General features: G+C 72.5%; 21 protein-coding genes and 3 pseudogenes. 10 read left to right on the top strand and 14 right to left on the bottom strand.

Annotated elements, in window-relative coordinates; translation table 11 throughout:
* Window positions 1–32: 32 nt before the first annotated feature.
* The 3 genes from gnd to zwf are packed head-to-tail and all read right to left on the bottom strand — an operon-like array spanning window position 33 to window position 3,756.
* Entirely contained in the window at window positions 33–941 is a 909-nt protein-coding gene (gene gnd, locus ACFY4A_RS24135) for a phosphogluconate dehydrogenase (NAD(+)-dependent, decarboxylating) (protein WP_390831416.1), read from the bottom strand.
* 53 nt (window positions 942–994) lie between these two features.
* The gene (opcA, locus tag ACFY4A_RS24130; protein ID WP_390831415.1) at window positions 995–1,921 is read right to left on the bottom strand and encodes a glucose-6-phosphate dehydrogenase assembly protein OpcA; all 927 of its coding nucleotides are present in this window, start codon (window positions 1,919–1,921) and stop codon (window positions 995–997) included.
* A complete protein-coding gene (zwf, locus tag ACFY4A_RS24125; RefSeq protein WP_390831414.1) occupies window positions 1,918–3,756 on the bottom strand; it encodes a glucose-6-phosphate dehydrogenase in 1,839 nt (612 codons plus the stop codon). The genes opcA and zwf overlap by 4 nt, the downstream gene beginning before the upstream one ends.
* A gap of 338 nt (window positions 3,757–4,094) precedes the next feature.
* Between zwf and ACFY4A_RS24120 the strand changes: the two are divergent.
* A pseudogene (locus ACFY4A_RS24120) lies at window positions 4,095–4,645 on the top strand (6-phospho-beta-glucosidase); the annotation flags it as partial.
* Window positions 4,646–4,974: 329 nt separating this feature from the next.
* Here the strand turns inward: ACFY4A_RS24120 and ACFY4A_RS24115 are convergent.
* Together ACFY4A_RS24115 and ACFY4A_RS24110 are read right to left on the bottom strand one after the other, a co-directional pair.
* A pseudogene (locus tag ACFY4A_RS24115) lies at window positions 4,975–5,233 on the bottom strand (chitinase); the annotation flags it as partial.
* Window positions 5,234–5,273: 40 nt separating this feature from the next.
* Complete coding sequence (locus ACFY4A_RS24110; protein WP_390831413.1) at window positions 5,274–6,362, bottom strand: ATP-grasp domain-containing protein; 1,089 nt, start codon at window positions 6,360–6,362, stop codon at window positions 5,274–5,276.
* 269 nt (window positions 6,363–6,631) lie between these two features.
* Between ACFY4A_RS24110 and ACFY4A_RS24105 the strand changes: the two genes are divergently transcribed.
* Both ACFY4A_RS24105 and ACFY4A_RS24100 read left to right on the top strand, forming a co-directional pair.
* Window positions 6,632–7,492, top strand: coding sequence for a metallophosphoesterase family protein (locus ACFY4A_RS24105; RefSeq protein WP_390831412.1), 861 nt, complete (start codon window positions 6,632–6,634; stop codon window positions 7,490–7,492).
* The gene (locus tag ACFY4A_RS24100) at window positions 7,489–8,169 is read left to right on the top strand and encodes a 4'-phosphopantetheinyl transferase (RefSeq protein ID WP_390831411.1); all 681 of its coding nucleotides are present in this window, start codon (window positions 7,489–7,491) and stop codon (window positions 8,167–8,169) included. The genes ACFY4A_RS24105 and ACFY4A_RS24100 overlap by 4 nt, the downstream gene beginning before the upstream one ends.
* Window positions 8,170–8,173: 4 nt before the next feature.
* Here the strand turns inward: ACFY4A_RS24100 and ACFY4A_RS24095 are convergent, their stop codons facing one another.
* From ACFY4A_RS24095 to ACFY4A_RS24085, 3 genes are all read right to left on the bottom strand, one after another.
* Complete coding sequence (locus ACFY4A_RS24095) at window positions 8,174–8,401, bottom strand: hypothetical protein (protein WP_390831410.1); 228 nt, start codon at window positions 8,399–8,401, stop codon at window positions 8,174–8,176.
* A 209-nt stretch (window positions 8,402–8,610) separates the two neighbouring features.
* Window positions 8,611–9,171, bottom strand: a complete 561-nt coding sequence (locus tag ACFY4A_RS24090) for a toxin-antitoxin system, toxin component (protein WP_390831472.1) — start codon at window positions 9,169–9,171, stop codon at window positions 8,611–8,613.
* A gap of 32 nt (window positions 9,172–9,203) precedes the next feature.
* Window positions 9,204–9,860: a helix-turn-helix domain-containing protein gene (locus ACFY4A_RS24085; protein WP_390831409.1), complete on the bottom strand. Its 657-nt coding sequence runs from the start codon at window positions 9,858–9,860 to the stop codon at window positions 9,204–9,206.
* A gap of 225 nt (window positions 9,861–10,085) precedes the next feature.
* On the opposite strand from ACFY4A_RS24085, the gene ACFY4A_RS24080 reads away from it, so the two are divergent.
* Window positions 10,086–10,754 carry a hypothetical protein gene (locus ACFY4A_RS24080; protein WP_390831408.1) on the top strand — a complete coding sequence of 223 codons (669 nt, stop codon included), beginning with the start codon at window positions 10,086–10,088 and terminating at the stop codon, window positions 10,752–10,754.
* 586 nt (window positions 10,755–11,340) lie between these two features.
* Here the strand turns inward: ACFY4A_RS24080 and ACFY4A_RS24075 are convergent.
* Both ACFY4A_RS24075 and ACFY4A_RS24070 read right to left on the bottom strand, forming a co-directional pair.
* A complete protein-coding gene (locus tag ACFY4A_RS24075; protein ID WP_390831407.1) occupies window positions 11,341–12,123 on the bottom strand; it encodes a cache domain-containing protein in 783 nt (260 codons plus the stop codon).
* 36 nt (window positions 12,124–12,159) lie between these two features.
* The gene (locus ACFY4A_RS24070; protein WP_390831406.1) at window positions 12,160–12,951 is read right to left on the bottom strand and encodes a FadR/GntR family transcriptional regulator; all 792 of its coding nucleotides are present in this window, start codon (window positions 12,949–12,951) and stop codon (window positions 12,160–12,162) included.
* Window positions 12,952–13,052: 101 nt separating this feature from the next.
* Here ACFY4A_RS24070 and ACFY4A_RS24065 point away from each other — a divergent pair, with 101 nt between their 5' ends.
* Genes ACFY4A_RS24065 through ACFY4A_RS24050 form a run of 4 tightly spaced genes read left to right on the top strand, consistent with a single transcriptional unit; the run spans window position 13,053 to window position 17,083 of the window.
* Complete coding sequence (locus ACFY4A_RS24065; protein ID WP_390831405.1) at window positions 13,053–14,090, top strand: ABC transporter ATP-binding protein; 1,038 nt, start codon at window positions 13,053–13,055, stop codon at window positions 14,088–14,090.
* Window positions 14,091–14,123: 33 nt separating this feature from the next.
* The gene (locus ACFY4A_RS24060; RefSeq protein ID WP_390831404.1) at window positions 14,124–15,323 is read left to right on the top strand and encodes an ABC transporter substrate-binding protein; all 1,200 of its coding nucleotides are present in this window, start codon (window positions 14,124–14,126) and stop codon (window positions 15,321–15,323) included.
* 3 nt (window positions 15,324–15,326) lie between these two features.
* Complete coding sequence (locus tag ACFY4A_RS24055; protein ID WP_390831403.1) at window positions 15,327–16,229, top strand: ABC transporter permease; 903 nt, start codon at window positions 15,327–15,329, stop codon at window positions 16,227–16,229.
* A gap of 38 nt (window positions 16,230–16,267) precedes the next feature.
* The gene (locus ACFY4A_RS24050; protein ID WP_390831402.1) at window positions 16,268–17,083 is read left to right on the top strand and encodes an ABC transporter permease; all 816 of its coding nucleotides are present in this window, start codon (window positions 16,268–16,270) and stop codon (window positions 17,081–17,083) included.
* Window positions 17,084–17,130: 47 nt separating this feature from the next.
* On the opposite strand, the gene ACFY4A_RS24045 is transcribed toward ACFY4A_RS24050, so the two are convergent.
* Both ACFY4A_RS24045 and ACFY4A_RS24040 read right to left on the bottom strand, forming a co-directional pair.
* A complete protein-coding gene (locus tag ACFY4A_RS24045; protein ID WP_225077790.1) occupies window positions 17,131–17,793 on the bottom strand; it encodes a response regulator transcription factor in 663 nt (220 codons plus the stop codon).
* 14 nt (window positions 17,794–17,807) lie between these two features.
* Window positions 17,808–19,022: a sensor histidine kinase gene (locus ACFY4A_RS24040; protein WP_390831401.1), complete on the bottom strand. Its 1,215-nt coding sequence runs from the start codon at window positions 19,020–19,022 to the stop codon at window positions 17,808–17,810.
* Window positions 19,023–19,130: 108 nt separating this feature from the next.
* Between ACFY4A_RS24040 and ACFY4A_RS24035 the strand changes: the two genes are divergently transcribed.
* Both ACFY4A_RS24035 and ACFY4A_RS24030 read left to right on the top strand, forming a co-directional pair.
* A complete protein-coding gene (locus ACFY4A_RS24035) occupies window positions 19,131–20,072 on the top strand; it encodes an ABC transporter ATP-binding protein (protein WP_390831400.1) in 942 nt (313 codons plus the stop codon).
* Between the two features lie 2 nt (window positions 20,073–20,074).
* Window positions 20,075–20,809, top strand: a complete 735-nt coding sequence (locus ACFY4A_RS24030; RefSeq protein WP_390831399.1) for an ABC transporter permease — start codon at window positions 20,075–20,077, stop codon at window positions 20,807–20,809.
* A 74-nt stretch (window positions 20,810–20,883) separates the two neighbouring features.
* Here ACFY4A_RS24030 and ACFY4A_RS24025 read toward each other — a convergent pair whose 3' ends face one another.
* On the bottom strand, window positions 20,884–21,318 hold the full coding sequence (locus ACFY4A_RS24025; protein ID WP_390831398.1) for an ArsR/SmtB family transcription factor: 435 nt from the start codon (window positions 21,316–21,318) through the stop codon (window positions 20,884–20,886).
* Window positions 21,319–21,322: 4 nt separating this feature from the next.
* A pseudogene (locus ACFY4A_RS24020) lies at window positions 21,323–21,580 on the bottom strand (phosphatidylglycerol lysyltransferase domain-containing protein); the annotation flags it as partial.
* Between the last annotated feature and the right edge of the window lie 32 nt (window positions 21,581–21,612).

Below are 21,612 nucleotides of genomic sequence, written 5' to 3'. Positions count from 1 at the left end.
GGCGGGGGCAGGCGCGGGCGGTGGCCCGAGGGTCAGGCCTTCTTCGCCTGCTCCTCCGGTGCCGCCTCCACGGCGTGGCCGCCGAACTGGTTGCGCAGTGCCGCGACCATCTTCATCTGCGGGGAGTCGTCCTGGCGGGAGGCGAACCGAGCGAACAGGGCGGAGGTGATGGCCGGCATCGGCACGGCGTTGTCGATGGCGGCCTCCACCGTCCAGCGGCCCTCGCCGGAGTCCTCCGCGTAGCCGCGCAGCTTCTCCAGGTGCTCGTCGTCGTCCAGGGCGTCGACGGCGAGATCCAGCAGCCAGGAGCGGATGACGGTGCCCTGCGTCCAGGAGCGGAACACCTCGCGCACGTCGGTGACCGAGTCCACGGTCTCCAGGAGCTCCCAGCCCTCGGCGTAGGCCTGCATCATCGCGTACTCGATGCCGTTGTGGACCATCTTCGCGAAGTGGCCCGCGCCCACCTTGCCCGCGTGGACGAAGCCGTACGGGCCCTCCGGCTTGAGCGCGTCGAAGACCGGCTTCAGCCGCCGGACGTGCTCCTCGTCGCCGCCCACCATCAGCGCGTAGCCGTTCTGCAGGCCCCACACGCCCCCTGAGACGCCCGCGTCGACGAAGCCGACGCCCCGCGCGTGCAACTGCTTGGCGTGCTTCTCGTCGTCCGTCCACCGGGAGTTGCCGCCGTCGACGACGATGTCGCCGGGTTTGAGCAGGGTCGCCAGCTGGTCGATGACACCCTGGGTGGCGGCGCCGGCCGGCACCATCACCCAGACCGTGCGCGGTGCCTCGAGCCGGTCCACGAGGTCGACCAGGTTGTCCACGTCGGAGAGGTCCGGACTGCGGTCGTAGCCCACCACGGTGAGGCCGGCGTTGCGGAGGCGTTCCCGCATGTTGCCGCCCATCTTGCCGAGGCCGACGAGACCCAACTGCGTCGATGCCATGTCAGTTCACTTCCTGGTGGATGTCAGTTCACTTCCTGGGGGATGTCGGACATTCAGACGGTCTCCTTGGCATGCTCGCCGCGCAGGGCGACGGCGTACATCTCGTCGGCGTCGAGGCGGCGCAGCTCCTCGGCGATGAGTTCGGAGAGGGGGCGGATTTTCAGCGCGAGGGTGCGCGGTGGCTGGCCCGGCAGGGTCAGTGTGGCCAGCGGGCCCTCGGGACGGTCGATGACGACCTCGCCGTTGTCGGTGCCCAGCCGTACGGCCGTGACGACCGGCCCGCCGGAGACCACGCGGTCCGTCCGCACGTCCAGCCGGGCCTCCAGCCAGCGGGCCAGCAGCTCCGCGCTCGGGTTGTCCGCCTCGGCCTCCACGGCCGCCGAGGTCACCCGCACCCGGGCCTGGTCCAGGGCCGCGGCCAGCATCGAGCGCCAGGGGGTGAGCCGGGTCCAGGCGAGGTCGGTGTCGCCGGGGGCGTAGTTGCGCACCCGCGTCTGAAGGATCTCCAGCGGGCGTTCGAAGGCGTACAGGTCGGTGATCCTGCGCTGCGCCAGCCTGCCCAGCGGATCCTTCGCGGGGTTCTCGGGCGCGTCCACCGGCCACCAGACGACGACCGGCGCGTCCGGCAGCAACAGCGGCAGCACCACCGAGTCGGCGTGGTCCGACACGTCGCCGTAGGTGCGCAGCACGACCGTCTCGCCCGTACCGGCCTCGGAGCCGACCCGCACCTCCGCGTCCAGCCGGGAGTGCGTGCGGTCCCGCAGGGTGCGGGCGTGCCGCTTGATGACGAGCAGGGTGCGCGAGGGGTGCTCGCGCGAGGCCTCCTCGGCGGCCTTCAGCGCGTCGTAGGCGTTCTCCTCGTCCGTGACGATGACCATCGTCAGGACCATGCCCACGGCGGGGGTGCCGATGGCTCGGCGGCCCCGCACCAGCGCCTTGTTGATGTCTCCCGCGGTGGTGTCGGTCAGGTCGATCTTCATGGCCTGCGCCAGCTCCGTCCGTCTCGTGCGAGCATCTCGTCCGCTTCCGGCGGACCCCACGTGCCGGCCGGGTACTGCGCCGGCCTGCCGTGATCGTCCCAGTACGCCTCCACCGGGTCGAGGATCTTCCAGGACTCCTCCACTTCCCGGTGGCGGGGGAACAGGTTGGCGTCGCCGAGCAGTACGTCCAGGATGAGGCGTTCGTACGCCTCCGGGCTGGACTCCGTGAAGGACTCGCCGTAGGCGAAGTCCATCGTCACGTCCCGGATCTCCATGGACGTGCCCGGCACCTTCGAGCCGAACCGGACCGTCATGCCCTCGTCCGGCTGGACGCGGATCACGATCGCGTTCTCGCCCAGCTCCTCGGTGGCGGTGGAGTCGAAGGGGGAGTGCGGGGCCCGCTGGAAGACCACCGCGATCTCGGTGACCCGGCGGCCCAGGCGCTTGCCGGTGCGCAGGTAGAACGGGACGCCGGCCCAGCGGCGGTTGTCGATCCCCAGGCGCAGCGCCGCGTAGGTGTCGGTCCTCGACCGCGGGTTGATGCCCTCCTCCTGGAGGTAGCCGACGACCTGCCTGCCGCCCTGCCAGCCCGTCGCGTACTGGGCGCGCACGGTGTGGGCGCCCAGGTCCTCGGGCAGCCGCACCGACTTCAGTACCTTCAGCTTCTCGGTGAGCAGCGCCTCGGCGTCGAAGGCTATGGGTTCCTCCATCGCGGTGAGCGCCATCAGTTGCAGCAGGTGGTTCTGGATGACGTCGCGGGCGGCGCCGATGCCGTCGTAGTAGCCGGCCCGGCCGCCGATGCCGATGTCCTCGGCCATGGTGATCTGTACATGATCGACATAGGAGCGGTTCCAGACCGGCTCGTACATCTGGTTGGCGAAGCGCAGGGCCAGGATGTTCTGGACGGTCTCCTTGCCCAGGTAGTGGTCGATGCGGAAGACCTGCTCCGGGTCGAACACCTCGTGCACGATCCGGTTCAGCTCCCGGGCACTGGCCAGGTCGTGGCCGAACGGCTTTTCGATGACCGCTCGCCGCCAGGAGCCCTGCGGGCCCTCCGCCAGGCCGTGCCTCTTCAGCTGCTGCACGACCTTGGGGAAGAACCTCGGCGGTACGGAGAGGTAGAAGGCGAAGTTGCCGCCCGTGCCGCGGGAGGAGTCCAGGTCCTCCACCGCCGCGCGCAGGTGCTTGAACGCCGTGTCGTCGTCGAAGTCGCCGGGGACGAAGCGCATGCCTTCGGAGAGCTGCTGCCAGACCTCCTCGCGGAACGGCGTGCGCGCGTGCTCCTGCACCGCGTCCTGCACCACCTGCGCGAAGTCCTGGTCCTCCCAGTCCCGCCGGGCGAAGCCGACCAGGGAGAAGCCCGGGGGCAGCAGTCCGCGGTTGGCCAGGTCGTAGACGGCGGGCATCAGCTTCTTGCGGGACAGGTCCCCGGTGACGCCGAAGATCACGAGTCCGGAGGGCCCCGCGATGCGAGGCAGCCGCCGGTCCCGGGGATCACGCAGCGGATTCACCCAATCGGCCGCCGCCACCGGCACCCGGACATCGGCACCGGCCTCTCGCGCGAGCGCGGAGGCGCCCGGTGCCTGGTTTTGCCCCTTGGCGCCGGAGGCTGTGGTGCCGGTCGGGGCCTTGTGGTCGGGCCGAGCGGCCCGTGACTCCGGCGCCTGGGTGGGCGTGATCACCGGTACCTGGCTGTCCGCGGGGCCGGGGCCGGGGCCGGGGCTCGGGGCCGTGGGCTTCGTGGCCGCGGTCGGCACCCGGCCGGGGGCGGGCGGTGGTCCGGTGTCCGCCGCCCGGGAGGCCTGCGCCGCCGCCTCGCTGGGCTTCTTGCTCATTCCGCGTCAACTCCCTTGTCGTCGAGGGACCGGTGGCCGCGTCCAGCAGGTCGCCCTGCGGCGTGACCTCTGGCGTGGTGATCATCGTGCCTGGCGCGACCGGCTCCTCCATCTACAGGGTGTCCTCGTAATACAGGGTGTCCTCGTATACAGGGTGTCCTCGTACGGCGGATCCTTCACCTCGATCGGCGGACCCGCCCGGGCGGAGGCGCCCGCGTCGGACACGTACCCCGGGGCTGCGGCGGTCACGGCTGCCTCGTTCACAGTCAGCGTCTTCCATGGCGCGTTCGGATCATGCACGCGACGTGCGGCGCGGACGGCACGGCACCCGCGACGGCGACTTCACCAACCCCGTCGGACTGGTCACCGAGGCCATGTCCCGCCACCTCGGCGACCGGGTGATCGGCATCTGCGACTCGCCGGTCGGCCTCGGCCGGCGCATCGCCCGCGTGCTCGGCGCGGACCCGGGTGGGCGTGGATCGACTACGTCGGCCTCAACCACCTCGGCTGGGTACGCGGACTGCGCGTGGCCGGCCGCGACGAACGCCCGCGCCTGCTCGCCGACCCCGAACTGCTCGGCTCCTTCGAGGAGGGCCGGCTCTTCGGCGCGGAATGGCTCCGGTCGCTGGGCGCGATCCCCAACGAGTAACCGCACTACTGCTACTTCAACCGCGAGGCCGTACAGGCCCACCAGCGGTCCGGGAAGACCCGCGGCGCCTTCCTGCGCGACCAGCAGGCCTGCTTCTACGAGGAGTTGCGGGACCCGCAGGCCGCCGCCCTCCCGGCCTGGAAACGCACCCGCGCCGAACGCGAGGCCACCTACATGGCGGAGAACCGCGAGGTGGCGGGGGTGGGGGAGTGGGAAGCCGACGACCTCTCCGGCGGCTACCTCGCCGTCCACCCCGGCCTGGCGTACCTCGGATGGTCCGCCGGGCCGGCCGGTCGCTCCCCCGTAATGCGACCGACCGCCCCGTCCCCCGTTTCCCCCGTGGTCCCCCGACCACGTCCCCCGTCTTCCCCGTCGCCCCCACCCTTGAGAGTCGCTGGTCCGGGCCCTGATACACCCCGGGCGGAAAAATCCCGGAAGAAATTCCGGACGAAGTCCCGGAAGGAGTTCGGGAGGAGTTCGGGAGGAGTCCGGGAAAGTTCGGGAGGACGTCGCCCCGGTCCAGGGGCCGGGGGACGTCGACGGCGTGCCGTCAGCGGCCGATCGTGGGCTCAGCCGGTGAAGCCCGCCGTGATGGAGGTGAACTGCCAAGTTGTTCTGGCTGATGCCGGAGCAGTTCTCCGCCACGCCGCCGCCCGGGCACGGCCGGTCGCGGTTGACCGACCGGAAGGCGAGCCGGGCGATGTGGTGGCCGTTGGCCCAGTCGCGGATCCGGGTCCAGATCGTCGGCGTCGTGTTCTCCGGCTGGTCGGACAGGCCGTTCATGCCGGAGGTGCCGATGCGGGAGTAGGCGGTGGTGTCGTCCCAGCCAAGGGCGCCGTGATGGGTCCATACCGATCTGGGCGGCTCGCTACGCCGGAGCCCCGGTGCGGGCCGCGGCCTGTGCGGGCGCCCCGGTCCGCTGCCGGACCATCGCCTCCGGCCGCAGCGGACGCGGCCCCGACACCACGGTGTAGTCCTGCCCGAGGAACGGCGGCGTCACTTCCCCCGGATCCTCGCCCAGCGCCAACTGCACAGCGATCCACGGGGCGTTGACCCCACACTGTGCGAGTTGGTGCAGGCCGCCGGCCGGGCGCGGGTTCACGTCCAGCAGTACCGGGCGGTCGCCGTACATCCGGAACTGGATGTTGGACAGATAGTGCAGCCCGAAGCCCTCCGCGATCCGCCGGGCGGGCTCCAGCCACTGCTCGTGCAGGGTGAAACCGCGGCGGCGGCCGTTCTTGGTGCGCCCCACGGCCAGCCGGATCCGGTTGTCCGGCCCGGTCAGGCAGTCGACCGACACCTCCGGCTGCTCCAGCCGGGGCATCACCAGCCAGTCCACCGGACCGTCCGCCTGCTCCAGGGCCCGCAGGACCAGGTCCAGCGGGACGTGCGGGCCGGGGAAGCCGCTCAGCTGCCTCAGCGAGAACGGCGCGCGGGTGATGACGCGGAAGCCGACGCCACCCGCACCGGCCGCCGGCTTGAAGCACGCCAGACGCCCGGACTCCTCCAACTCCGCTACAGCGGTGAGGAGTTCAACGGGCGTGTGGATCCGCCACCACGGCGGCACCGGCACGCCGATCGACCGAGCCGCCTCGTACGCCGTCGCCTTGTCCGCGAAGACCGCCACCGCCTCCGGCGTCGGCGCGAGCAGCGCGGTGCCCACGGCCGCGAAGTCGGCGCGGTGCGCCACGATCGCGGCCTGGTTCAGCCGTGGCACGAACACGTCGATGCCGCGCCGCGCGCACTGGTCCAGCGCGTACTCGACGTAGGCGGCCGGGGACAGGCCCTCCGGTTCGAGCTCGGCGGTGTCGGCGGCGGCCAGCACCGGCGAGTCGGCGTCGCCGTGCGTGGCATGGATCTCGACGGCCCGGTCGCTGGGATTTCTCCGCAGCTGATCCATGAAGAAGACGTTCTCCGCGTACGTGCGGTTGAGCCAGACGCGTACGGGGGAGACCATGCGGGCCGCCTTTCGGGGGGCGCGGGCAGGGCGAAGCGGGCCGAGCCCGGCCAGAGGGGAAGGAGGGCACCAAGCCGCCCTGCGGGAAAGGGAGTTCCGGCGGCGGTGTTGGGGCGATCATACGACTTCCGCCGGTCAGGTCGTGCCACACGGAGGCACGTCCCGGCCCGCCGCGGGGCCGCGTCCGCGGCCGGCGCGGGATGCGCTTGTCTCCGTGCCGCCGGATGTGCTCTTGTGGTGCCCATCGTGCGCGCGACAGGGGGCGAGAGGTGACGGGAAAGGCCGGTGGGGCCGGGCGGCTGCTCGCCATCAGCGACCTGCACATCGGCTACCGCGAGAACCGCGCCCTGGTCGAGCGGATGACCCCCGAGCAGGACGACGACTGGCTGCTCGTGGCCGGCGACGTCGCGGAGACCGTCGCGGACGTCCGCTGGGCCCTGAAGACGCTGGCGAGCCGGTTCCACAAGGTGGTCTGGGCCCCTGGCAACCACGAGTTGTGGACCCATCCGCGCGACCCCGTCACCCTGCGCGGCGTCGCCCGCTACGAGCACCTGGTCGAGCTGTGCCGCGAACTGGGCGTGACGACGCCCGAGGACCCCTACCCGGTCTGGGACGGGCCCGGCGGCCCGGTGGCCGTGGCACCGCTGTTCCTGCTGTACGACTACTCCTTCCTGCCGGCCGGCTGCGCGACCAAGGGCGAGGGACTGGCCTACGCGCACGGCACCGGCGTGGTCTGCTCGGACGAGTTCCTGCTGCACCCGGACCCGTATCCGAGCCGCGAAGCCTGGTGCGCGGCCCGGGTCGCCGAGACCGAACGCAGGCTCGCCGGGATCCCCGGCGACCTGCCGACCGTGCTCGTCAACCACTACCCGCTCCACCGGCACCCGACGGACGTCCTGTGGTACCCGGAGTTCGCCATGTGGTGCGGCACCCGGCGTACCGCCGACTGGCACCGCAGGTTCCGCGCGGACGCCGTGGTCTACGGGCACCTGCACATTCCGCGGACCACCCGGCACGAGGGCGTCCGCTTCGAGGAGGTGTCGGTCGGGTACCCCCGAGAGTGGGGAAGGCGCCCGGAGCCCCCGGGCAGGCCGCGCCGCATCCTTCCCATGGAGGTCGGAAGCCGGTGATCGAGAAACTGCTCCCGGACTCGGTGGTGGCCGTGGAGGCGCACGGCGACGACGGGACCGACCATGCCCCGCTCCACCCCGAGGAGCAGGCGTTGGTGGCGCGGGCGGTCGCCAAGCGCCGGCGCGAGTTCGCGGGTGTGCGCGCCTGCGCCCGACTGGCCATGGAGAAGCTCGGCGTGCCGCCGCAGCCCGTGCTGCCCGGCGAGCGGGGCGCCCCGCGCTGGCCCGAGGGACTGACGGGCAGCATGACGCACTGCGACGGCTACCGCGCCGCCGCCCTGGTCCGCGCCGCCGACCTGGCCTCCCTCGGCATCGACGCCGAACCGCACGCCCCGCTTCCCGACGGCGTCCTGTCCACCATCGCCCTGCCGGCCGAGGAGCGGCGTGTGGCGCAGTTGGCCGCGCTGCACCCCGGCGTGCACTGGGACCGGCTGCTCTTCAGCGCGAAGGAGTCCGTCTACAAGGCCTGGTTCCCGCTCACCGGCAAGTGGCTGGACTTCGAGGAGGCGGACGTCGAGGTGAGCACCGCCGCGGGACCGGCGCCGCACGGCGTCTTCCGCGCCCGGCTCCTCGTACCGGGCCCCGTGGTCGACGGACGGCGCCTCGGCCACTTCGAGGGACGCTGGACCGTGGGCCAGGGCCTGGTGCTCACCGCGGTGACGGTCCCGCGCGCCTGAGGGGTCAAGGCCCCGGGCACCAGCTGTGCAGGAGCCTGAAGAAGGCCTCCTCGTTGCCCGTCAGGCCGGCCCGGGCCAGCGCGTGTTCCGCCTCGGCGAGCACGGAGGGCGGGACGACCGGTGGGCGGACGCCGCCCGGAGGGCTGTCGAAGGCGGCGCGTACCGTGTGCAGGAGCCTGAGATAGGCCTGGACGGCGGTGCGTTCGTGGTCGGTCAGTACGGCGGTGGGCATGGTCGCTCTCCCCGGTTTCGGCGTCACACGGTCACGCGCCCGGTCGCCCGGACGGCGCACGGCGCCTCCGCACGGCGGTGGCGCGTGCTCCAGCTTGCCGCCCACCACTGACAATGCCCCCGCGCTCCGCGCCGGTTCGCCCACTCAGCTCAGGCGAGTCGGACCGCGGACGCCCCGCAAGACCCCGCACGCCCCGGGGCCTTCCGTGCCTACGGCCGGTTCCTGCCCGGGCCGTCATCCTCCACCCGCCGCCCGAGGTAGCCGAGGGACGCCTCGATCCGCCCGGCCAGATGGTCGCGCTGCACCCTCCCGCGCAGGGACGAACCCGCGAGCCATGTGCGGCACTTGCTGGCCAGCAGCAGACCGAAGCTCTCCGCCGCCTCCTCCTCGGCGAGGTCGAACCGGCTGCGCGCGGCGGCCCGGCGCACGGCTGCCTGGAGATCCGCGCCGTCGTCGAGCAGGCGCGCGGCGACCCCGACACCGTCCACGTGATGGCCGTGGTGTCCGGCCTGCATGTGCCACAGCTCGTGGCCGAGGATCACCAACTGGTGGTCAGGGGCTGTGCGTTCCTCGACGAGGACCAGGTCCTGGTCGGTCATGTCGAGCCACAGGCCGCTGGCGGTGCCGGGCGGAAAGGCGGCCGTACGGAAGCGGACCGGCCGCCCGCGGCGCCGGCTCATCGCCTCGCACAGCGCGGCGTACAGGTCGGCGGGCCGGGCCGGCGCCGGCAACGTCACCTCGCCGACCAGTTCGGCGCACAGCCGGCGCATGTCCCTGCCGATACGCACGCGCCTCCCCAGCATCACGACTCGGGCCGCTTGACGCTCTCCAGAAGCATGTCCAGCCACTCGGCGACCTTGTCGCGGTGCTGGTCGGTGGGCAGCTGTGCGGCCCGCCAGGCGATCCCGCGCACGCCGTGGTCCTGGAGCAGCCGCTCCAGCGGGTCGTCGGCGGCCGTGTCCGCATCCCGCTCGCGGTCGGCGAGCCGCTGGAGGAGTTCCTGCTCGGTGTGCTGAAGGGTTCCCGCGAGGGCCTCGGGGTCCTCGGCGGTGAGGAATCCGGCGTGCACCCGGAAGAAGCGCTGGATGGCGTCGCAGTGCTCCATGGTGGGGCGCCGGTCGCCGTTGATGAGGGCGCCCGCCTGCTGCCGCGACATACCCGCGCCGTCGGCGATCTCCTGCTGGGTGTAGCGGCGCCCGTTGGGCTTGAGCCGGGTGCGGCGCAGCAGGTCGAGCCGTTGCAGGAAACGGGCCTGCACGTCCGGCTCGCCCGCGCACCGGCCGCCGAGCAGGGTCCTGACCACGGGCTCCGGCACGCCGCAGGCCGAGGACAGCCGGCCGACGTCGAAGACCTCCGCCTGGGGCACGCCGAGCCGGTCGGCCAGCGCGGTGACGCGTGCGACGACGGCCGGCAGCGCGGCCGAGGCCGTGGCGCCCGGATCCTCGATGCCATCCGTCACCGACAGATCTCCTACGTCTCTCACAGGCTTCTCACAATGGCGGGGTGCCGTGAACTGCCCGGAGAGTAACCGGTCGTTCGAACTCGCATCCAGGTCTCGCCACAACTGTGGCCAATTTCAGCCGTCAACCCGCATGGAATGCCACGATAGTTGACACCTTCATGGATGAGAAGCAGGATCAAGGCGCCGCGTGAAGGCCGCAGAGGCAAGAGGGGTGACCTCCCGATGGCACATCAGGCAGGAGGGCAGCGGCCGGCGCCGCGGTCCGTCCCCGTTCGTTCCGAGGCGCAGGCCTACCTCCGGGACTACACCACGTTCCTGGAGGCCGTCCCCTTCCCGTCCCTCGTCGTCGACCACGCCTGGGACGTGGTCCTGACCAACAGCGCTTTCACGTCACTCTTCCGTGGCGTCGGGCCGCATCCGACGGCCATGCCGGGCGACAACTTCCTCCGGTTCGTCCTGTTCCACCCGGACGCGGGTACGGTCCTCGGCGAGCACGAGTCCCGCTGGTGCCTGCCGATGCTGGCGCACTTCGCCGCCACGGTGGAGCGCAGTGGCCACGACCACGGACTCCAGGCCATCCTTCAGGACATCGCCGAGGACCCCATCATGGAGGCCGCCTACCGGCAGGGCCTGCCGCACTGGCTCCGCGCGGTCGGCGAGACTGCGGTGGTGTCGGACGGCGCGGTGCGTCCCGTGCTGCACCCCGACCCGCGCTGGGGCGCCACCGAGTGCCGCATCATCGAGGAGACCCCGGCGACCCTCCAGGACCTCGGCTACACCCGCCTCACCCTGGTGCTCCGCGAGGCCCGCCGTCCCGCGCCCGTCCGGCGCGGGCCGCGGGCCCGCCGTCCGGCCGGCCACCTGAGCGTGGTCTCGGCCCCGGAGGGCTGACCCGGCACCGTCGGCGTTCAGGTCGCCGGCGGCGCCGGGCCGCCCCTGCTCCCACGGGGACGAGCGGCCTCCTGCCCCGGGGGAGCCGTGCGGCGACCTCCGGGTCCGATGGTGGCCCGGGTGAGGTTTCGCCCGTCCTTCGGGCCTGGACTTGCTTCGGGAGGCCCGCTGTCCTGCGCCCGTGCGGCGCAGGCCGGGCGGACCTGCCGTCCGTCCGGCCACATGGGCGCGCGGTCTCGGCCCGGGAGTGCTGGCGCGCCGCAACGAGGACGACCGGCGACCCCGCGCCTTGCCCCCGGCGGAGGCGTGCCACGCCCGCCGAGGGTGCGGCTGCGGTCCCGGCGAGGTTTCGTCCGCCCGCCCGGGTGGAGCGCTCCGTCCCGGCGGGTGCCGTGCGGTGGTCGTCGGGGACCGGTGGCCGTGGCGGGCCGGGGCCGGGCTTCGGTCGTCCGCCGGGGGCGTGGGGGAGCGCCCCACCCGGCGTGGGCCGTGCGGCGGCACCGGGTCCGGTGGCCGCTTCGGTCGGGGCAGCCGCGGCCGCCGGGCGCGGGAATCCGGGCGCCTGTCGCCCTGGGTCCCTTCCCGGTCACGCGGCCGTGACCACCAGGATCAGTGGTATGCCCCGGCAGGGCAGCAGGTGGCTTCCGCCGTGGGTTCTGGGGCGGCCGAGGTCCAGGACCGCCGAGAAGTCCGGGCCCCTGGTCAGGGAGCCGGCCAGATGGGCCGGGTCGGTGGAGGCCGCCACTCGGCCCCGGGCGTTCACCAGGTGGGCGGGGGCGGGCAGTTCGCGCAGCAGGGGGAGTACGGCCGACTCGAAGTGCCGTAGATACACATCGGCCGCGGCCACCCCCGCGAACCGGCCCGCCACCCGCACCGGCGCGGACAGGGTCAGGCTGTACTCGTCGGAGCACAGGTAGTCCACGTAGGGCCCGGCCACGGCCCGCAGCCCGGTGGCACGGGGCAGGGCGAACCAGTCCCAGTGGGTGTAGTCCGAGTACGCCGACTGCCGCGGGTCCAGGTCGAGCAGCAGCGGCCGCACGTCCCCCCGCGCGGTGCACTGCCACCACTCCAGCCAGGCCGGCACGTCGGCCAGCAGCCCCGGCGCGGCGACGAAACCGGCCCCCGACACGAGCTCCTCGCGGCCCAGCCGCAGATGCAGCCCCGGCCGCAGCGCGGCGAGGTCGGCGCTCGCCGGTACGCGCCCCTCGGCGACCACCCGTGTCAGCAGATCCGCCGTCTCGGCGCGGATCTCGGCGACCGCGTCGAAGACCGCCTCCAGCGTGCGGCCCACCCGCGCGGCGACGCGTTCCTCGGCGCACGCCTCGCGCGTCGCGGTCGCCGCCCCGGCACGTACGCGGCTCGTGCTCATGGCGTCCTCCAGCGGACAGGGCCGGACGCCGCGTCGTCAGAGGCCCAGCCGCACGGCGATGAGTCGCGTCGCCGACTCCTGGACGCACCGCTCGGCCAGCGTACGGGCCGGATCACGGGCCCCATCCTGCACGGCGGAGACGACGGCGCGATGACGATCTGCGACTTCTTCACGATATTCGTCGTCGCCGAGCACCAGGCACAGCAGCACACCGACCTCCGTCTGGAGCGCTATCTGCTCCCGGGTGAGCCGGGCGGACTGCGCGGCCGCCGCCAGTTCCACATGGAACCGTCCGTAGACCCGGCTGCGGGCCGCCGCGTCCTCGGCCCCCGCCAACTCCTCGACGGTACGCAGAAGCCGCCCCAGGTCGCCGGGTTCGGTACGCTCCGCCGCCAGTCCGGCCGCCGCGCCCGACAGGGCGGCCCAGTGGTCGCTGAGGTCGCGCAGCTCCTCCGTGCTCCAGCCGCGCAGCCGGGTCTTCAGCCGTTCCTCACCCGGAAGTTCGGGAAGGGAGACGAAACTGCCGCCGCCGCGCCCCCGCCGGGTGGTGACCAGACCCTGCTGCCGCAGCGCCATCAGTGCCTCCCGCAGGGTCACCGTGGACACACCCAGTTGCCCGGCCAGTTCGCTCTCGCCAGGCAGCTGTTCCCCCTGGGCGAGCAGCCCGAGCTCGATGGCGTCGCCGATCCTGCGCACCACCGCGTCCACCCGCGCACGGCTCTCCACCGGCGCGAAGACGACTCTGCGGGTACCGGCTTCACCCGCGTCCACCGTCCCGCGCGGGCTCCCGGCCCCGTTCTCGACGTGTCCCTGCTTCACGGCCACCACCTTGCCAGTTGACCCAAGTTTTACCCAAAGGCGGTCTTGAGCTTTGAAGTATGACTTCATATGTTTCCGCTCAACGTTCACGAGCGTCAGAAGGGTTCCGCATGAAGGGAGTTGCCGTCCGGCTTCAGGGCCTGCGCAGGACGTTCGGGGAGACGACCGCCGTGGCCGGGATCGACCTGGAGATCCGGGACGGGGAGTTCTTCTCGATGCTCGGCCCCTCCGGCTCGGGCAAGACCACGGTCCTGCGTCTGATCGCGGGTTTCGAGGCCCCCGACGCGGGCCGCGTGGAACTCGCCGGGCAGGAGGTCACCGGCCTCGCCCCCTTCGAACGGGACGTCCACACCGTCTTCCAGGACTACGCCCTCTTCCCGCACATGACCGTCGAGCAGAACGTCGGCTACGCCCTGAAGATCCGCAAGGTGCCCAGGGCCGAACGGCTCGTCCGCGCCCGCAAGGCCCTCGCCGAGGTGCGCCTCGAGGGCTACGGCGGACGGCGCCCGGCCGAACTCTCCGGCGGCCAGCGCCAGCGCGTCGCTCTCGCCCGCGCCCTGGTCGGCCGTCCCCGCGTCCTGCTCCTTGACGAACCGCTCGGCGCCCTCGACCTCAAGCTGCGCGAGCAGATGCAGGTCGAACTCAAGGCGCTCCAGCGCGAGGTCGGCATCACCTTCGTGTTCGTCACCCACGACCAGGAGGAGGCCCTGACGATGAGCGACCGCATCGCCGTCTTCCACCAGGGCCGCATCGAGCAGGTCGGCACCCCCGCCGAGATCTACGAACGCCCGGCGACCCCCTTCGTCGCGTCCTTCGTCGGCACCTCCAACCTGCTCCAGGGCGAGTCGGCCCGGCGGATCCTCGGCATCCCAGGAACGCACAGCATCCGGCCGGAGAAGATCCGCGTGCTGAAGGAGTCCGCCGTCGTCGACGAGCCCGCGCAGGCGACCGTCACGGGCACCGTCGCCGAGGTCGTCTACCTGGGCGACTCCACCCGCTTCCTGGTCGACCTCGACACCGGCGGCCGCCTCACCGCACTCCAGCAGAACCTGGAGACCTCCGCCGAGGACGTCGCCGCCTACCGCGGCACCCGCGTACGGCTGACCTGGCACCGGCGCCACGCCGTCCAGGTCCCCGACGCCCGCTGAGCACCACCGCCCCCCTCACCCATGGAGTACGTCGTGCGCCTGACCCGAACCCTTCAGACCGCGGCCGCCCTCACGCTGCTGCTCGCCGCCACCGCATGCGGCTCCTCCGGCTCGGGGAGCGGCACCTCCGCGACCGGCCTCAACCCTCCCGACCTCAAGGCGCAGTCCGAACTCGGCAAGACCGAGGGCCGGGTCAACGTGATCGCCTGGGCCGGCTACGTCGAGGACGGCTCCAACGACCCGAAGGCCGACTGGGTCAGCGACTTCGAGAAACGGACCGGCTGCCAGGTCCGCTCCAAGGTCGCGGCCAGCTCCGACGAGATGGTCAAGCTGATGAAGACGGGGGAGTACGACACCGTGTCCGCCTCCGGCGACGCCTCCCTGCGCCTGATCGCCTCCGGCGACGCCGCCCCCGTGAACACCGCCCTCGTGCCGAACTACACGGACGTCTTCGACGACCTGAAGATGCAGGCCTGGAACTCCGTCAAGGGCAAGGCCTACGGCATCCCGCACGGCCGCGGCGCCAACCTGCTGATGTACAACACCGAGAAGGTGCGGCCCGCGCCCACCTCCTGGTCGGCCGTCTTCGACGACGCCGCGAAGTACAAGGGCCACGTCACGGCCTACGACTCGCCCATCTACATCGCCGACGCCGCCCTGTATCTCAAGGCCACCAGGCCCGAGTTGAAGATCAAGGACCCGTACGCGCTCGACCAGAAGCAGTTCGACGCCGCCGTCGCCCTGCTGAAGAAGCAGAACGCCGACGTCGGCGAGTACTGGGGCGACTACCTCAAGGAGGTCTCCGCCTTCAAGAGCGGGGACTCCCTGGTCGGCACCACCTGGCAGGTCATCGTGAACCTCGCCGCCTCCGAGGGCGCCAAGGTGAAGGCGTTCGTGCCGAAGGAGGGCGCTACCGGCTGGTCCGACACCTGGATGATCTCCGCCAAGGCCAAGCACCCCAACTGCGCCTACAAGTGGCTGGACTGGATCGTCTCCCCGAAGGTCAACGCCCAGGTGGCCGAGTACTTCGGCGAGGCCCCCGCCAACGCCAAGGCCTGCGAGCAGACCAGCGACAAGAACTTCTGCGCCACCTACCACGCGGCCGACACCGCCTACTGGAAGCGGGTCGCCTTCTGGAACACGCCGATCCCGCAGTGCCTGGACGGCCGTACGGACGTCACATGCGTGCCGTACGCCAAGTGGGTGCAGGCCTGGACCGAGATCAAGGGCTGAACCATGACCGTCACCGCCCAGGCCGCCGGACGACAGGGCTCCAGAGCCACCGCCCGGCGGCTGGCCGGGATGCTGCACCGCCGCCCCCGGCTGCGCCTCTCCCTGCTGCTGACCGCCCCGCTGATGTGGCTGGCCGTGCTGTACCTCGGCTCGCTCACCGTGCTGTTCCTCTCCGCCTTCTGGACGACGAACTCCTTCACGTCCGAGGTCGTGAAGGTCTGGTCGGTGGACAACTTCCGTACGCTGCTGACGACCTCCGTCTTCCACCAGGTGATCCTGCGCAGCGTCGGCGTGGCCCTGGCGGTCACCGCCCTGTGCGCGGTGATCGCCTTCCCGCTCGCCTTCTGCACCGCGCGCGTCGCCCGGCCCCGGTGGCGCCCCCTGCTCGTGGTCGCCATCCTCACCCCGCTGTGGGCGAGTTACCTGGTGAAGGTGTACGCCTGGCGGCTGATCCTGTCCCAGGGCGGGCTCGCGGACTGGATGCTGAAGCCGTTCGGGCTGAGCGGCCCCGGTTTCGGCCTGCCGGCCGCCCTCCTCACCCTGACCTATCTCTGGCTGCCGTACATGATCCTGCCGATCCACACCGCGCTGGAGCAGTTGCCGGCCAACCTGGTCGACGCGTCCGCCGACCTCGGGGCGCGCCCCTGGCGCACCTTCCGGTCGGTGGTGCTGCCGATGGTGCTGCCGGCGGTCGCCGCCGGGTCGGTCTTCACCTTCTCGCTCAGCCTCGGCGACTACATCACCGTGCAGATCGTCGGCGGCAAGACGCAGCTGATCGGCAACCTCGTCTACTCCAACATCGAACTCAACCTGCCCATGGCCGCCGCGCTCGGCACGGTACCCGTCTTCGTCATCGTGCTCTATCTGCTGGCGATGCGGCGCACGGGCGCCCTCAGCAGCCTCTGACCGTCCTCGGCAGCCTTCCCAGGGGGGTGTACCACGTCATGCAGCTCTCCCGTGGCGCGCGCATCGCGCTGCGCGTCGCCGCCGCCTTCGGCTTCGCGGTGATCTACGTCCCGCTCCTGCTGGTCCTCGTCAACTCCCTCAACCCGGACCGCAGCGCCAGTTGGCCGCCGCCCGGCCTGACCCTGCACTGGTGGTCGGTGGCCTGGGACAACTCGGGGGCGCGCGGCGCCGTCTGGGTCTCGGTGAAGGCGGGCCTGGGCGCCACCGCGATCGCCCTGGTCCTCGGGACGCTCATCGCCTTCGCGGTAGCCCGGCACCGCTTCTTCGGCCGCGACACCCTCTCCTTCGTGGTCGTGCTGCCGATCGCGCTGCCCGGCATCGTCACCGGCATCGCCCTGAACTCCGCCTTCTCCACGGTGCTCCGGCCGCTCGGTGTCGGCCTCGGCCTGTTCACCGTGGTCGTCGGGCACGCCACCTTCTGCGTCGTCGTCGTCTTCAACAACGTCGTGGCCCGGCTGCGCCGCACCTCCGGCTCGTACGAGGAGGCGGCGATGGACCTCGGGGCGAACACCTTCCGCGCCTTCGCCGACGTCACCTTCCCGCTGGTGCGCTCGGCGCTGTTCGCCGGCGGCCTGCTCGCCTTCGCCCTGTCCTTCGACGAGATCGTGGTCACCACCTTCACCGCAGGACCCGGCGTCGAGACCCTGCCCATCTGGATCTTCAACAACATGACCAGACCCCAGCAGGCCCCCGTGGTGAACGTGGTGGCGGCCGTACTGGTCCTGCTCTCCGTCATCCCGATCTACATCGCCCAGCGCCTGTCGTCGGACACGGCGACGGAGAGCAGGATCTAGGGTGCGCGAGTGCCGAGCCCTCCACGGCGATCTCCACGCGCCGAGGGTCAACCCGGGGCGACGAAACCGGACTCGTAGGCCGCGATGACCGCCTGCGTGCGATCGCGCGCGCCGAGTTTCGCCAGCACGGAACTCACATGGGACTTCACGGTCTCGGTCCCCACCACCAGGCGCGCGGCGATCTCCGCGTTCGACAGGCCGCGCGCCATGAGGCGCAGCACCTGCCCTTCCCGTTCGGTCAGCGCGGCCCGCTCCATGGCCGTCCGGGCCGCGGCGTTGCCGTGGTCCTCGCCGTACCGGGCGGCCAACTCCCGCAGCGCCGCCGGGAACAGCAGGGAGTCACCCGCGGCCACCAGCCGTACGGCGTGCACGATCTCCGCCGGCCGCGCCCGCTTGAGCAGGAAGCCGTCGGCGCCCGCGCGCAGCGCCCCGTACACGTACTCGTCGTTCTCGAAGGTCGTCACCACCACGATCTTCGGGGGGTCCGGCACCGTGCGCAGCACGGCCCGAGTGGCCTCGATGCCGTCCATCAGCGGCATCCGCACGTCCATGGCCACGACGTCGGGACGCAGTTGCCGCACCAGGGGGATCACGGCGGCCCCGTCGGCCGCCTCGCCCACCACCTCGATGTCCGGCTGCGCCTCCAGCACGGCGCGCAGGCCCGCCCGTACGAGCGGCTCGTCGTCGACCAGGAGAACAGTGATCGGCATCCGGTCAGCGTAGATCACCGCAGCGGCAGGTCGACGCGCACCTGCCACCAGCCGCCGTCCTGCCCCGCCCGGGCCTCGCCGCCGAGCAGCGCCGCCCGCTCCCGGATCCCGCGCAGCCCGCGGCCGCCACCCGCGCCGGCCGCCGAGGCCGCCCCGGCCAGCGGATTGCGCACCTCCAGCCGCAGCCGTGCCTGCTCCACGGCGATGCGCACGCGCACGTCGACGGGTCCCGCGTGCCGCAGCACGTTGGTGAGCGCCTCCTGGAGCATCCGGTAGCCCTCGCGGGAGATGGGCCCGGGCACGTCCTCCAACGGCCCGGTCACCTCGGCGTCGACCCGCGCGCCCGAGGAACGCGCCGATTCCAGCAACCGGTCCGCCTGGCCGAGAGCGGGACGGGGGCCGGCCGGCCGTCCTGTGTCCCGCAGCATGAGCAGCACCTGTTCCAGGTCCTCCAGGGCGGCCCGGCCGGTCTCCTCGATGGCCTCCAGCGCCCGGTCGGTGAACTCCGGGTCGGCGGCCGCCCGGGCGGCACCCGCCTGGACCACGGCCAGCGTCAGCGCGTGGCCGAGGGAGTCGTGCAACTCCTGCGCGATCCGGTTGCGTTCCAGTAGACGCTCGGTGCGCTCCTCCAGCTCCGACAGACGCTCCCTGACCGACGGCCCGAGCAGGCGGCGGGCGGCCTGCGCCATGAGGGAGCCCGCCGCGGCGACCACCGCGAGCAGCACCAGCACGGGCACCGGCACGAGGAGGGCGTACCCCCAGCCGGTCCCCGGAACCTCCAGAAGCGGGTCGGCCGTGTCGGGATCCCCGGCGGCCGCTCCGGTGAGCGACAGCGAGAGCGCCATCAACTGGCCCGACACCAGGGCGACCGCGAGTCCCGCCTCCATGCGCAGCACCATCCAGGCACCCGTTCTGGCCCGGTCGGTCCACGAGGCGGACGGCGCGGCGGAGACACCCGGATCCTCGTCGCTCCTCACCCGTGCGTGCGGCCCGGGGAACAGCATCAGCCGCGCCTGGAGCCCCTCCGCACGGCGCATCGAGGGTGCCAGGGCCGCGGCCAGGACCAACGGGACAGGAAGGACCGCGATCAGTGCCCAGTCGCCGGGCGTCGGGTCGACCAGGCCCGGGTAGACCATGGCGCAGACGATCGGCACGATCGCCCCCACCAGCAGGTGGAGCCAACGGGTGTAGGTGACCGCACGCGTCAGCGGCGACAGCAGGCCTGGCATGCCGCCATCCTTGCAGAGCGGGCGGGGCTGGTTGCTCCCCCGCACGGGGGAGAGGGTCTCCTCCGGCGGGGGAGGCCAAGTCCCCGCTCGCACGGCCACGCTGAAGCCATGAACAGCATCCAAGTGCGGGGCCTCACCAAGGAGTATGGCGACACCCGGGCCGTCGACCGTCTGACGTGCAGCATCGAGCCGGGCCGGGTCACCGGGTTCCTCGGCCCCAACGGCGCCGGCAAGTCCACCACCATGCGGCTCGTCCTCGGCCTCGACCGCCCCACCGCCGGCTACGCCACCGTGTGCGGCCACCCCTACACGGCCCTGCGTGAACCCCTGCGCACCGTCGGCGCCCTGCTGGACGCGCAGGCGGCCCACGGTTCCCGCACCGCCCGCGACCATCTGAGCTTCCTCGCCGTCAGCAACCGCATCCCGGCCCGCCGCGTGGACGAGGTCCTCGAGGACACCGGTCTCGCCTCCGTGGCACGCCGCCGCATCCGCACCTTCTCCCTCGGCATGCGCCAGCGCCTCGGCGTCGCCGCCGCGCTCCTCGGGGACCCGCCCGTCCTCATGCTGGACGAACCCGCCAACGGCCTCGACCCCGAAGGGATCGTCTGGATCCGCGAGTTGCTGCGCCGGCTGGCCCGGGAAGGCCGCACGGTCCTGGTCTCCAGCCACCTGATGAACGAGACCGCGGCCTTCGCCGACCACCTCGTCGTCCTCGGCCGGGGCCGGCTCCTCGCCGACACCGCCATGGAGGACTTCATCGAACAGCACAGCCACCCGCGCGTCCGGGTGCGCGCCGGCGCCCCCGCCCGGCTGCGGGCCGTGCTGCTGGCCGAGGGATACACGGTGGCGGACGGCGACGGCGGCCCGCTGGTGGTCGAAGGCGCCAGAGCCGAGCAGGTCGGAGCCGTCGCCGCCCGCGAAGGCATCCCGGTCCTCGAACTCACCGATGAACGGGCCTCCTTGGAGCAGGCCTATCTCGCCCTCACCACGGGTGAGGCCGAGTTCGCCGCCGCGGCCGCCGCGTCCCCGACCACCCCGCAGGAGGTGTGACCATGTCCGTCACTGCCGTTCTCCACTCCGAGTGGATCAAGATCAGGTCGGTGCGGGCGAGCTTCGGCTCGCTCATCGCGGTCTTCGCCGCCACCCTGGCCATCACCCTGCTCGTCTACTCCACCGTCGGCCGGGCGGAGGCGGACGGCAGCGAGGACCTCCTCTTCGGGGCCTTCTACGCGATCAACTTCGCGCAGATCGCCGCCATCGCGTTCGGCGCCACCGCCGTCTCGTCCGAGTACGCGGGCGGTGCCCTGCGGATCTCCCTGTCGGCCGTGCCGCGTCGGGCCCTGTTCTGCGCGGCCAAAACGGCGGTCGTGGGTGCCGCCGCCCTCGCCGTGGGGCTCGCGACCGGATTCACCACCTTCTTGGTGGGCCAGGCGTTCCTCGGGGAGTACGCCATCGGCCTCGACGCACCGGGAGCGCTGCGGGCCTGCGTCGGCGCCGGGATCTACCTCGCCCTGATGGCCCTGTTCGCCGCGGGACTCACCTTCCTGCTGCGCAGCGCCGTCGCGGTGCTCAGCCTGCTCATCCCGTTCATCCTGATCGTGTCCTTCGTGGTCGGAGACATCGCAGAGGGCGCCGCCGGCTATCTGCCGGACCGGGCCGGACAACAGGTCCTGCACCAGCAGGCGGCGGGCGGCCTCGGCCCCTGGACGGGGCTCGCGGTGACGGCGCTGTGGGCGACGGCCGCACTGCTGGCCGGCTGGTGGTCGGTCAACCGGCGCGACGCCTGACAGTGAGGACTCCGGGGCACGTCGACCGCCGGGCCGCACCCGGGCCGCTCGCGGTCATCGTGCCGGGTGCCGGCTCACGGGGTGCCGCCCAGGGCCGGACGGTGCGAGAGCACCGGCTTGGCGGCGGTGGCCCGCCGGGGTGCGAGTGCGGTCTCCTCGCCGCCGGGGCCGCCGGGGCCGCCGGTCCCCGGGCCACCGGTTCCCGGGGCGCCGGCGTCGGAGCCCGCGAGGTGCGCGGCCTCCAGCAAGGGGAGCACTCCAGCGGCCCGATAGTAGATGCGCGTGCCCTCCCGGCGCGTGGTGACCAGACCGGCCGTCCGGAGTCTGGCCAGGTGCTGGGACGTCGCGGCCACATGGGCACCCAGCATCCGGGCCAGCTCGCTCACCGGCTGTTCACCGTGGCTGAGCGCCCACAGCAGCCGGTAGCGGGAGGGGTCGGCCACCGCCTTGAGCACCGCCACCGCCCGGGCCGCCGACTCGGCGTCCCACACCTGTCCTTGCGCATCCATGCAACTAGGGTACCGGCGGTCCTGCGGGAGGCTCGAACGCGGCGGGCTTCGCCTCCGTGGGCGCGGGCTCCGGCCGCCGGGGCTTGCGCCGCCAGGGGACGGGCCAGGACAGGTCGAGGAACGGCTCGGCCTGGAGCGCGGCCAGGCCGCGGAACATCGCGAAGTTCAGTGACACCCGGCTGACGCCGAGGCCGGTCGCCTGCTGGAGGGCCTTGACGATGAGGAGTTCGTTCAGACCGGGGTCGGCGGTGCGGTCGCGGCGATCTGGTGGCACCGCCGCGGTCCGGACGGCCT

Source organism: Streptomyces sp. NPDC001292 (genome assembly GCF_042896465.1).
Classification (GTDB): Bacteria; Actinomycetota; Actinomycetes; order Streptomycetales; family Streptomycetaceae; genus Streptomyces.
Note: the sequence above shows the minus strand (reverse complement) of the source record. Positions and strands in the feature narration are given on the sequence as shown.

Bases quoted from the DNA above. Each gene is read 5' to 3' on its own strand.
- gnd (WP_390831416.1), bottom strand. From the start codon at position 941: ATGGCATCGACGCAGTTGGGTCTCGTCGGCCTCGGCAAGATGGGCGGC.
- opcA (WP_390831415.1), bottom strand. From the start codon at position 1,921: ATGAAGATCGACCTGACCGACACCACCGCGGGAGACATCAACAAGGCG.
- zwf (WP_390831414.1), bottom strand. From the start codon at position 3,756: ATGAGCAAGAAGCCCAGCGAGGCGGCGGCGCAGGCCTCCCGGGCGGCG.
- ACFY4A_RS24110 (WP_390831413.1), bottom strand. From the start codon at position 6,362: ATGGTCTCCCCCGTACGCGTCTGGCTCAACCGCACGTACGCGGAGAAC.
- ACFY4A_RS24095 (WP_390831410.1), bottom strand. From the start codon at position 8,401: ATGCCCACCGCCGTACTGACCGACCACGAACGCACCGCCGTCCAGGCC.
- ACFY4A_RS24090 (WP_390831472.1), bottom strand. From the start codon at position 9,171: ATGCGCCGGCTGTGCGCCGAACTGGTCGGCGAGGTGACGTTGCCGGCG.
- ACFY4A_RS24080 (WP_390831408.1), top strand. From the start codon at position 10,086: ATGGCACATCAGGCAGGAGGGCAGCGGCCGGCGCCGCGGTCCGTCCCC.
- ACFY4A_RS24075 (WP_390831407.1), bottom strand. From the start codon at position 12,123: ATGAGCACGAGCCGCGTACGTGCCGGGGCGGCGACCGCGACGCGCGAG.
- ACFY4A_RS24065 (WP_390831405.1), top strand. From the start codon at position 13,053: ATGAAGGGAGTTGCCGTCCGGCTTCAGGGCCTGCGCAGGACGTTCGGG.
- ACFY4A_RS24055 (WP_390831403.1), top strand. From the start codon at position 15,327: ATGACCGTCACCGCCCAGGCCGCCGGACGACAGGGCTCCAGAGCCACC.
- ACFY4A_RS24050 (WP_390831402.1), top strand. From the start codon at position 16,268: ATGCAGCTCTCCCGTGGCGCGCGCATCGCGCTGCGCGTCGCCGCCGCC.
- ACFY4A_RS24045 (WP_225077790.1), bottom strand. From the start codon at position 17,793: ATGCCGATCACTGTTCTCCTGGTCGACGACGAGCCGCTCGTACGGGCG.
- ACFY4A_RS24040 (WP_390831401.1), bottom strand. From the start codon at position 19,022: ATGCCAGGCCTGCTGTCGCCGCTGACGCGTGCGGTCACCTACACCCGT.
- ACFY4A_RS24035 (WP_390831400.1), top strand. From the start codon at position 19,131: ATGAACAGCATCCAAGTGCGGGGCCTCACCAAGGAGTATGGCGACACC.
- ACFY4A_RS24030 (WP_390831399.1), top strand. From the start codon at position 20,075: ATGTCCGTCACTGCCGTTCTCCACTCCGAGTGGATCAAGATCAGGTCG.
- ACFY4A_RS24025 (WP_390831398.1), bottom strand. From the start codon at position 21,318: ATGGATGCGCAAGGACAGGTGTGGGACGCCGAGTCGGCGGCCCGGGCG.